Raw genomic sequence first — 10,022 nt, 5'->3', positions numbered from 1 at the left:
ATGGTACTGCACTCGGGAGGGTGTGGGAGAGTAGGACACCGCCGGACAATCATTCACTGAGGGCCACCCCACACGGGGTGGCCCTCAGTGCATTCCACGATCCTTGAAATGGGGAAACGCCGCCGGCGGGCGGCGGCGTCTCGCGGGAGAACCCGGGTTCAGCGATGCTGGATGCCCTCCCGGAGCTGGCGGAAGAGTCGGGCGGAGTCGTCGACGGACCGGCCCGGGAACATCCCCATCACCACGCTGCCGTGGTCGGCCCAGCCGCAGATCGCGAAGTCACCGCCGTCACCGCTGGTCGTACCGCACTTCATCACGCCGCCCAGGCGCCCGGCGTCGACCTCGCGCAGGCCGGTGACCTTGCCGGTCTCGTCGGTCATCAACCCGAAGAGGCTGTCCAGGTCGCGCTCCGGTTGCCAGAGCAGGGTGGTGCCGCCGAAGACGAGCACCGCCCGCTTGGCGTCCGCCGGATCGCTGTAGACGGTGCCGAAGCTACGGTCCAGGTCGATGTCGGCGGCGAAGCCGTTCCGCAGGTAGTCCGCGGTGGTGCGGGCCCCGTCGCTGTCGTCCCGGGTCAGCCCGGCGAGCTTCGCCGGCGGGTTGAGCGTGGTGTCCTTCTGCGCCAGGACCCGCCAGCCGCCGACCCCGAGGGCGCCCAGGCCGGCGAGGCCGACGAGCAGCGCCGCGCGGAGGGCGATCCGACGCCGACGGGAGGCCGGCCGGGCCGCCTCGGGCTCCAGCGCCGGGTCGCGGCGGCTCAGCTGGATCGGCTCGTCGGTCAGGTCGAGGGGCTCCGCCCCGTCGCCGACCGCCCGCTCGGTGAGATGTGCGTCGGACATGTCCGCCACCGTACGCGAACAGGAGGTGGCGCACGTCGGGTCTCCGAAAGCGCTCCGTAGACTTTCAGGGTGACCGAGAGACTGGATGCCCGACGCCCCGACGCCCCGACCCTTGCCGGCCAGTACCAGCCCGGCGAGGTAGAGCAGCGACGGTACGAGCAGTGGGTAGCCGCCGGCCACTTCCGGGCGTCGGCGGAGAGCGACAAGCCCCCCTTCACCATCGTCATCCCGCCGCCGAACGTGACCGGCTCGCTGCACATGGGCCACGCGTTCGAGCACACCCTGATGGACGCGCTGAGCCGGCGGAAGCGGATGCAGGGCTACGAGGCGCTCTGGCTGCCCGGCATGGACCACGCCGGCATCGCCACCCAGAACCTGGTCGAGCGGCAGCTCGCCGGCGAGGGGCTGTCCCGGCACGACCTCGGCCGGGAGAAGTTCGTCGAGCGGGTCTGGCAGTGGAAGGCCGAGTCCGGCGGCGCGATCCTCGGCCAGATGCGGCGCCTCGGCGACGCGGTCGACTGGGACCGCGAGCGCTTCACCATGGACGAGGGCCTGTCCCGCGCGGTCCAGACCATGTTCAAGAAGCTCTTCGACGACGGCCTGATCTACCGGGCGAACCGCATCATCAACTGGTGCCCGCGCTGCCTCACCGCGCTCTCCGACATCGAGGTGGAGCACACCGACGACGAGGGTGAGCTGATCTCGATCCGCTACAGCGACGAGGTCGTGGTGGCCACCACCCGGGCCGAGACGATGCTCGGCGACACCGCGGTCGCGGTGCACCCGGACGACGAGCGCTACCAGCACCTCATCGGCACCGAGGTGGCGCTGCCGCTGACCGACCGGCGGATCCCGATCGTCGCCGACGCGCACGTCGACCCGAGCTTCGGTACCGGCATGGTCAAGGTGACGCCGGCGCATGACCCGAACGACTTCGAGATCGGCCAGCGGCACGACCTGCCGGCCCTGACGATCATGGACGAGCGGGGCATCATCACCGCGCCGGGCCCGTTCGAGGGGCTGGACCGGTACGAGGCCCGCCCGGCCATCGTCGCCGCGCTGCGCGAGCAGGGCCTGATCGTCGCCGAGAAGCGGCCGTACGTGCACGCCGTGGGGCACTGCTCCCGGTGCAAGACGACCGTCGAGCCGCGGCTGTCCCTGCAGTGGTTCGTCAACACCGCCCCGCTGGCGAAGGCGGCCGGCGACGCGGTCCGCGACGGCCGGGTGAAGATCGAGCCGGCCGAGCTGGCCAAGCGCTACTTCGCCTGGGTCGACAACATGCACGACTGGTGCATCTCCCGCCAGCTCTGGTGGGGCCACCGCATCCCGGTCTGGTACGGCCCGGACGGCGAGATCGTCTGCGTCGGCCCGGACGAGCAGCCGCCGACCGGCGAGGGCTGGCGGCAGGACGAGGACGTGCTGGACACCTGGTTCTCCAGCGGCCTGTGGCCGTTCTCCACCCTGGGCTGGCCGGAGCGCACCCCGGACCTGGCGAAGTTCTACCCGACCAGCGTGCTGGTCACCGGCTACGACATCCTCTTCTTCTGGGTCGCCCGGATGATGATGTTCGGCCTGTACGCGATGGACGGCGTGCAGCCGTTCGACGTGGTCGCCCTGCACGGCATGGTCCGTGACGAGCACGGCAAGAAGATGTCGAAGTCGTTCGGGAACGTGGTGGATCCGCTGGACTGGATCGACCGGTTCGGCGCCGACGCCACCCGCTTCACCCTGGCCCGGGGTGCCAACCCCGGGCAGGACGTGCCGGTCAGCGAGGAGTGGTGCCAGGGCTCCCGCAACTTCTGCAACAAGCTGTGGAACGCCACCCGGTTCGCGCTGCTGAACGGGGCGCACACCGACGGGCCGCTGCCCGAGGCGGGCACCCTCTCGACGGTCGACCGGTGGATCCTGTCCCGCCTGGCGCACGTCACCGCGGAGGTGGACGAGCAGTTCGAGGCGTACGAGTTCGCCAAGGTCTGCGACCTGCTCTACCACTTCGCCTGGGACGACGTCTGCGACTGGTACGTGGAGCTGAGCAAGCCGGTGCTCGCCGAGGGCGGGCCGGCGGCCGAGGCCACCCGGCGGGTGCTCGGGCACGTGCTGGACCAGTTGCTGCGGCTGCTGCACCCGGTCATCCCGTTCGTCACCGAGGAGCTGTGGACGGCGCTCACCGGTGGGGAGACGGTGATGACGGCGGCGTGGCCGGTGGCGGACCGTACCCTCGTCGACGACGCCGCGGAGGGCGAGGTCGGCACCCTGCAGCGGGTGGTGACCGAGATCCGGCGGTTCCGTTCCGACCAGGGGCTGCGGCCGACCCAGCGGGTGGCGGCCCGGCTCGACGGCCTCGCCGCCGCCGGCATCGCGGCGCACGAGCCGCTGATCCGGTCGCTGGTCCGCCTCGACGCCGCCGGTGACGACTTCCAGGCCAGCGCCACCCTCGCCATGCCCGGCGAGGTGAGCGTCGCGCTGGACACCCGCGGCTCGATCGACGTGGCCGCCGAGCGGGCCCGGCTCACCAAGGACCGCGCGGCCGCCGAGAAGGAGGTCGCCCAGGCGCGGGCGAAGCTGGACAATCCGGCGTTCGTCGGCAAGGCGCCCGAGCACGTGGTCGCCAAGATCCGGGAACGGCTCGCGGTGGCCGAGGCCGACCTGGTCCGCATCGACGCCGCCCTGGAGGCGTTGCCCTCGTGACCGACCGTAGCGAATTCGCCGAGGTGGAGGCCGCTCTCAACGCGCGCGGCTTCACCCGCATGCAGTTCGACCTGGAGAAGATCGAGACCCTGCTCGACCTGCTCGGCAGCCCGCAGCGGGCGTACCCGTCGATCCACCTGACCGGGACGAACGGCAAGACCTCCACGGCCCGGATGATCGACTCGCTGCTGCGGGCGTTCGGGCTGCACACCGGCCGCTACACCAGCCCGCACCTGGAGACCGTCCGGGAGCGGATCAGCCTGGACGGCGAGCCGGTCAGCGAGGAGCGGTTCGTCGCCATGTACCGGGAGGTGGCGCCGCTGGCCGAGCTGGTCGACCAGCGCTCCGCCGAGCCGCTCACCTACTTCGACCTGACCACGGCGCTGGCGTTCGCCACGTTCGCCGACGCGCCGGTCGACGTCGCCGTGGTTGAGGTGGGGCTCGGTGGCGCCGAGGACGCCACCAACGTCATCCAGGCCGGGGTCGCGGTGATCACCCCGATCGGGCTGGACCACACCGAGTGGCTCGGCGACACCATCGAGGACATCGCGCTGCACAAGGCGGGCATCATCCACAAGGGCGCCACGGTGATCGCGGCGGCGCAGGAGGAGGAGGCGGCCCGGCCGATCCTGGAGCGCTGTGCCGAGGTCGGGGCCACCGTCGCCCGGGAGGGCGCCGAGTTCGGGGTGCTGCGCCGGGCGGTGGCCGTCGGCGGCCAGGTGCTCACCATCCAGGGCCTGGGTGGGGTGTACGAGGAGATCTTCATCCCGCTGCACGGCGCCCACCAGGCGCAGAACGCGGCGGCGGCGCTCGCCGCCGTGGAGGCGTTCCTGGGCGCCGGGGCGCGCCGCCAGCTCGACGTGGAGGCGGTCCGGGAGGGCTTCGCCGCGGCCAGCTCGCCGGGCCGGCTGGAGAAGGTGCGGACCGCGCCGACGATCCTGCTCGACGGCGCGCACAACCCGCACGGGATGACCGCCACGGTCACCGCCCTCCAGGAGGAGTTCGCGTTCAGCAAGCTGGTCGGCGTGCTCGCCGTGCTGGGCGACAAGGACGCGGCCAGCCTGCTGGAGCTGCTGGAGCCGGTGCTCGACTCGCTCGTGGTCACCGCGAACAGCTCGCCCCGGGCGATGCCCGTCGACGAGCTGGCCGCGCTGGCCCGCGAGGTCTTCGGGTCCGAGCGGGTGCAGGTCGCCGAGGAGATGCCGGACGCCATCGAAGCCGCCGTCGCCGAGGCCGAGGCCGACGTTCCCGGCGAGCTGGCCGGCGTCGGCGTGCTGATCACCGGGTCGGTGGTGACCGTGGCCGACGCCCGCCGGCTGCTCAAGCGATGACCGGCCCGGAGGAGCGGCCGGCCGGCGGGCCGGCGGACGTGCCACCAGGCGAGGGCGAAGGGACGGGGCGGCGGCGATCCGGACTGCGCAACCCGGAGCGGGCGGTGCGCGGGTTGGGTGCCGGCACGCTGGCGTTGGAGGCGCTGGTGCTGCTGCTGGCCATCCAGCCGATCCGGCTGGTCGGCGGGCACCTGAGCGGTGCCGCCATCGGCGCGATCGTGGCGCTGGCGGTCGCCTGCGTGCTGCTGGCCGGGCAGATGAAGCGGTCGTGGGCCTGGCCGGTCGGCACGGTCCTGCAGGGCCTGCTGATGCTCTCCGGGCTGCTGCACTGGTCGTTGCTCGTGCTGGGCGTCATGTTCGCCCTGGTGTGGGGGTACGCGCTGCACGTACGGCGGGTCATCCTCGGCTGAGCCGGCGGTGGCCCGGCGGCCGCGGGAGGACGCCGCTCAGGCGTCGGCGAGGGTGCGCCACTGGGTGAGCGCGACGCCGTGCCCGTCCGGGTCCTTGAAGGCCGCCGCCCACACCTCCAGCTTGGTGCCCCGGTTCACCACCCGGGGGGCGTAGGTGAACCGGACGCCGGAGCCGCGCAGCCGCTGGTAGGCCGCCTGGATGTCGTCGACCTCGAGGTTGACGTGGACCAGCCGGCGGCTGATCGGGGCGGCCCCGGTCACCCGGCGCAGCACCAGGCGGGTCGCCCCGGAGGAGAGGACGGCGTTGCCAACGCCCCGGTCCATCTCCTCGAAGCCGAGGTCACGGTAGAAGTTCACGGACCGGTCCAGGTCGGTGACGAGCAGCGTGATCCCGACCCCGCTGATCGGGCTGCCGGCCACCTCGGCGGGCTCGTCGCCGGCCGCGCCGAAGATGGCCTCGTCCAGCTCCTCGGCGGTGGGGGGCGGCTCGGCGGCCGGCTCGTCCAGCGGGACGTCGATCGAGTCGACCGGAACGGTGTCGAACCCTTCCTCGGCGGGCGGGCGCGGGGCCGGCGCGCGGCGGGGCAGGGGGGCGCTCATCGGCTCGACCAGCTCGCCCTCCAGCACCATCGGGCCGCCGGGCCGCTGGTGCACCACGACCGGTTCGCGCTCCTCGGGCAGCCCCCCGACGTCGTCCAGGAGCGGGTCGGGCGCGGGCGGGAAGTCGTCGCGGAAGTCGTCCTCCGGAGCCCGGTCGGCCCACGGCGGCGCCTCCTGGGCGATCAGCACCTCCTCCACCGGGTCCGGAACGGCGTACTCGGGCGGCAGGTCGGCGACGGCGGCGGCGCTCTCGGCGTGCGTGGGCACCTCGTCCCAGAGCACCCGGACGTGCCGCTGGTCGTCGAGGGCCACCCGGACCGGCAGGGCCTGCCCCAGCGAGGGCCACTTGGCGACCGGGACCCGCGGCTCGATGATCTTCTTGGAGCGGGGCGGCAGCCCCGGCGCGTCGATCACTAGTTGCAGCTCGCAGCGGCCGAACGCGTACTGGGTGGGCGGCTCGGAGGCGCTGTGCACGTGGCCCAGCCCGACCACCCAGGTGCGCCCGCCGGCTCGTACGGTGGCCAGGGCGATCGCCAGCACGAGCAGCGCCACCCCGAGCGCCACGATGGCCCAGCTCGTCATGCCCAGGCCGAACAGCGTGATGAAGGTCGCCACAGTGCCCAGCACCGCGCCGATCAGCTTGCGTACCGGCGCGATGGTGCGGTTCCCGCCATTCGCCACAGTGGACCTCCCAGGGGTTCCAGGGCCAGGCTAGGCCGGATCGGCGGCCGAGGGAAAGAGCGGCCGCCGACCGGGCGCCGGGACCGGGTCGCTAGGCTGACCGTACCCAGCCCGCCCCGCTTCCGCGCACAGGAGGAACCCAGCGTGTCCAGCAGCAGCCCGGACGAGCGCACGCTCGTACTGATCAAGCCCGACGCGGTCCGCCGCGGTCTGGTGGGGGAGATCCTCGCCCGGTTCGAGCGCAAGGGCCTGCGGATCGACGCGATGGTGTCCCGGACCATGGACGGCGACTTCGCCGACCAGCACTACGCCGAGCACGTGGACAAGCCGTTCTACCCGCCGCTGAAGGCGTTCATGACCGGCGGTCCGCTGGTGGCCCTGGTGCTCTCCGGCGACCAGGTGATCGAGGTGGTGCGCGGGATGATCGGCAGCACCGACGGCCGCAAGGCCGCCGCCGGCACCATCCGCGGCGACTTCTCCCTGTCCAACCGGGAGAACCTGGTGCACGCCTCCGACTCGGTGGACAGCGCCAAGCGGGAGATCGCGCTCTGGTTCCCCGAGCTCGGCTGACCTCGTCGTCGACGGCCCCGGTTCCCCCCAAGGGGGCCGGGGCCGCCGCGTGCGGTCAGCCGGGGAGGCCGACCAGCTTGTCGGGATTGCCGACCAGGTAGAGGGCGGTGATCCGGCCGCCGGCGGCGGTCACGGTGAGCGTGTAGCGAACCCCGGTCGGCCAGGTCAGCACCAGCGCGGGCGCGCCGTTCAGCTCGGTCGGGACGGCCGCGATGCCGGGCCGCCGCGGGCCGTACACACCGGCGAAGAAGCGGGCGATCCGGTCCGCCCCGTGCAGCGGCTTCCGGGCCGCCCGCACCCGCCCGCCGCCGTCGCTCCACGCGGTGGCGTCCGCGGCCACCAGGGCGGTCAGCCGGGCCAGGTCACCCTGCCGGGCGGCGGCGAGGAAGGCGTCCAGCAGCCGCCGCTGCTCGGCCGGAGCCGCGGTGAAGCGGCGCCGTTCGTCGGCGAGCCGGGCCACCGCGCGACGGTGCAGTTGGCGACAGTCCGCCGCCGACCGGTCCAGCACGTCGGCGATCTCCGCGTACGGCAGGGCGAACGCGGTGTGCAGGACGTACACCGCCCGCTCCGGTGGGGTGAGCCGCTCCAGCAGGTGAAGCAGGGCGGTGGAGAGGGTCTCCCGCAGCTCGACGGTGTCCAGCGGTCCGAACGGCGACGGATCGGTGGGCACCGGTTCCGGCAGCCACGGGCCGACGTACGTCTCCCGGGCGGCCTGCCGGGCGCGCAGCCGGTCCAGCGCCAGCCGGGTGACCACGCGGGAGAGGTACCGGCGCGGCTCGGCGACCGAGTCCCGGTCGACGTCGAGCCAGCGCAGGTACGCCTCCTGGAGCACGTCCTCCGCGTCGTGCAGGCTGCCGAGCAGCCGGTAGGCCAGGCCCAGCAGCATCGGCCGCTGCGCGGTGAGCGCACCGGCCGCCTGCGCCGCCGCGGCTGGGGTCACACCTCGGCCGGCGGCTGCGTCTGGCTGGTCACCGAGATCCGATTCCACACGTTGATTGTGGCGATCGCGATCACCAGATCGGCCAGCTCCTTCTCCGACCAGACCTTCGCGGCGGCGTCCCAGACCTCGTCCGGTACGCCGTGCTCGCCCAGCCGGGTGACCGCGTCGGTCAGCGCCAGCGCGGCCCGCTCCCGCTCGGTGAAGAACGGCGCCTCCCGCCAGGCCGCGACGGCGAACAGCCGGCGGCTGGACTCGCCGGCCGCGAGCGCGTCCCGGCTGTGCATGTCCACGCAGAACGAGCAGCCGTTGAGCATCGACGCGCGCAGCTTCACCAGCTCCAGCACGGTGTGGTCCAGGTTGGCGTGGAGGTACTTCTCCAGCCCGAGCACCGCCCGGTACGCCTCCGGGGCCACGGTCGCAATGTTGATCCGGCTCATCGCCGCCTCCCTCATGTCGTCCGTACGCCCGCACGACGGATCCGGGCCCGGGCGGCGTGACAACGCGGCGGTGTGACGGTGGTCATGGAGCCGCCCGGCGCCGGAGGGGCGAGGCGGGCCGGACAGCTCCCCGTGTCGACCCTCGGCCGACGCTGCGGACCGCTCCCGCCCCGCGGCGCCGGCCGGTCGCCCCCGGGCGGCCGCGGGACGGCCACCGGGCGGGCCGGTGCCGCGCCCGTCACGCTAGGGCGGGACGCCCGGTGACGCCATCGATTCGGGACCGGCCGAATCCTCACGCCGAGGCGTGGACCGGTGCCCCGGACAGCAGGCCCAGCAGCGCCGCGCCGGAGGGCTCCAGCCCGTAGAGCACCCGGCGGCCGTGCCGCCGGCGGTGTACCACCCCGGCGGCGACCAGTGCGGCCAGGTGCTCGGAGACGGTGCTCGGGGCCAGCCCGAGCGCACCGGCCAGCCCGGCGGTGGTCGCCGGGCGGACGAGGGCGCGCAGCACGGTGGCCCGGCCCCGGCCGAGCAGTAGCGCCAGCCGGTCGGTGCCCGGTTCCGGGGAGCGGGTCGGCCCGCCGGCCAGCAGCGCCGCGCCCCGGGCCGGGTACGAGATCGCCACCACCTCGGGGTGGTCGGTCGAGCAGGCCAGCCCGCCCCCGGAGAAGATCAGCGGGATCAGCAGCAACCGTCGGTCGGCCGCCGCGACCTCCTGATCCCACGGCTTCGTCACGGTCAGCACCGGCCGTTCCCAGCGGGCCTGTTCGTGCAGGTCCGCCAGGAGCGCGTCCGGCCCGTCGGCGGCCAGCGCGCGGGCCCGGTGCAGCACCTCCTCGTCCAGCGCCGCCCGCATGGCCGGCCACCACGGGGCGAGCGCCGCCTCCCACCAGTCGAGCAGGTCCTCGGCCAACCGGTCGAGAGCGCCGGGCGGATCGGCGGCGAACGGGCGCAGCCACTCCGGCACCCCGTCCGGCCAGTGCCGGCCCAGCTGGGCGGCGACCACCTCGGCGGGCGTCGCCCGCAGCGTGGCGGCCTCCTCGGCCAGGGTGGGCGTGGCCCCGGGCGGAATCGGGCTGAGGAAGTCCGGCAGGTTCGCCCCGGCGTCGAGGTAGACCCGGACCGGGGCGGAGGCCGGCAGCCGGGCCAGCACCCGGCGGGCGTGCCGCGCCCACCCGGTGTAGGGCCAGGTCAGGTCGTCGGGATTGCGGTGCAGCAGCCAGAAGCCCGTCTGGATCTCCCAGAGCGGGCTGACCGCGATCCGGGTACGGGCCACGGTCGCGTCGTCCAGGTGGATCCGGATCACCCTCGCGAGACTAGCGAATCCCTTTCCCCCCGGGGTTTCGACAGCCGTCGTTGGGGTGCCGGCCACCTCGATCGGCGTCACCGGTCATCTCGGCCCGGTAGACCGGGCTGGCCTACCTCGGGAACCTGGAGGACCGATGACCCAACTCGACCGACGCACGCTGCTCCGCGCCGGCCTGGTGGCCGGAGCGGGAGTCACCGGCGGCGCGCTGCTCGGCAGCCCC

The 10,022-nt window shown here is 73.7% G+C and carries 9 protein-coding genes; 4 read left to right on the top strand and 5 right to left on the bottom strand.

Annotated features, from left to right (window positions below):
- Positions 1 to 158: 158 nt before the first annotated feature.
- The gene (locus ACWEVO_RS18720; RefSeq protein ID WP_452308800.1) at positions 159 to 839 is read right to left on the bottom strand and encodes a hypothetical protein; all 681 of its coding nucleotides are present in this window, start codon (positions 837 to 839) and stop codon (positions 159 to 161) included.
- A 69-nt stretch (positions 840 to 908) separates the two neighbouring features.
- On the opposite strand from ACWEVO_RS18720, the gene ACWEVO_RS18715 reads away from it, so the two are divergent.
- The 3 genes from ACWEVO_RS18715 to ACWEVO_RS18705 are packed head-to-tail and all read left to right on the top strand — an operon-like array spanning position 909 to position 5,268.
- Positions 909 to 3,527: a valine--tRNA ligase gene (locus ACWEVO_RS18715; RefSeq protein WP_452308799.1), complete on the top strand. Its 2,619-nt coding sequence runs from the start codon at positions 909 to 911 to the stop codon at positions 3,525 to 3,527.
- A 59-nt stretch (positions 3,528 to 3,586) separates the two neighbouring features.
- The gene (locus tag ACWEVO_RS18710) at positions 3,587 to 4,858 is read left to right on the top strand and encodes a bifunctional folylpolyglutamate synthase/dihydrofolate synthase (RefSeq protein WP_452308801.1); all 1,272 of its coding nucleotides are present in this window, start codon (positions 3,587 to 3,589) and stop codon (positions 4,856 to 4,858) included.
- The gene (locus ACWEVO_RS18705) at positions 4,855 to 5,268 is read left to right on the top strand and encodes a DUF4233 domain-containing protein (RefSeq protein ID WP_452308798.1); all 414 of its coding nucleotides are present in this window, start codon (positions 4,855 to 4,857) and stop codon (positions 5,266 to 5,268) included. The genes ACWEVO_RS18710 and ACWEVO_RS18705 overlap by 4 nt, the downstream gene beginning before the upstream one ends.
- A 36-nt stretch (positions 5,269 to 5,304) precedes the next feature.
- On the opposite strand, the gene ACWEVO_RS18700 is transcribed toward ACWEVO_RS18705, so the two are convergent.
- The gene (locus ACWEVO_RS18700) at positions 5,305 to 6,549 is read right to left on the bottom strand and encodes a VOC family protein (protein ID WP_452308797.1); all 1,245 of its coding nucleotides are present in this window, start codon (positions 6,547 to 6,549) and stop codon (positions 5,305 to 5,307) included.
- A gap of 144 nt (positions 6,550 to 6,693) precedes the next feature.
- Between ACWEVO_RS18700 and ndk the strand changes: the two genes are divergently transcribed.
- Positions 6,694 to 7,119 carry a nucleoside-diphosphate kinase gene (gene ndk / locus ACWEVO_RS18695; RefSeq protein ID WP_452308796.1) on the top strand — a complete coding sequence of 142 codons (426 nt, stop codon included), beginning with the start codon at positions 6,694 to 6,696 and terminating at the stop codon, positions 7,117 to 7,119.
- 55 nt (positions 7,120 to 7,174) lie between these two features.
- Here ndk and sigJ read toward each other — a convergent pair whose 3' ends face one another.
- The 3 genes from sigJ to ACWEVO_RS18680 form a co-directional block, all read right to left on the bottom strand.
- Entirely contained in the window at positions 7,175 to 8,059 is an 885-nt protein-coding gene (gene sigJ / locus ACWEVO_RS18690; protein ID WP_452308795.1) for an RNA polymerase sigma factor SigJ, read from the bottom strand.
- Positions 8,056 to 8,496 (bottom strand): carboxymuconolactone decarboxylase family protein, encoded by a 441-nt coding sequence (locus ACWEVO_RS18685; RefSeq protein ID WP_452308794.1) that lies wholly within the window; start codon positions 8,494 to 8,496, stop codon positions 8,056 to 8,058. Before ACWEVO_RS18685 ends, sigJ begins: the two co-directional genes overlap by 4 nt.
- 292 nt (positions 8,497 to 8,788) lie before the next feature.
- Positions 8,789 to 9,799: an ArsR family transcriptional regulator gene (locus ACWEVO_RS18680; RefSeq protein WP_452308793.1), complete on the bottom strand. Its 1,011-nt coding sequence runs from the start codon at positions 9,797 to 9,799 to the stop codon at positions 8,789 to 8,791.
- Between the last annotated feature and the right edge of the window lie 223 nt (positions 9,800 to 10,022).

Source organism: Micromonospora sp. NPDC003776, from assembly GCF_053605645.1.
Note: the sequence above shows the minus strand (reverse complement) of the source record. Positions and strands in the feature narration are given on the sequence as shown.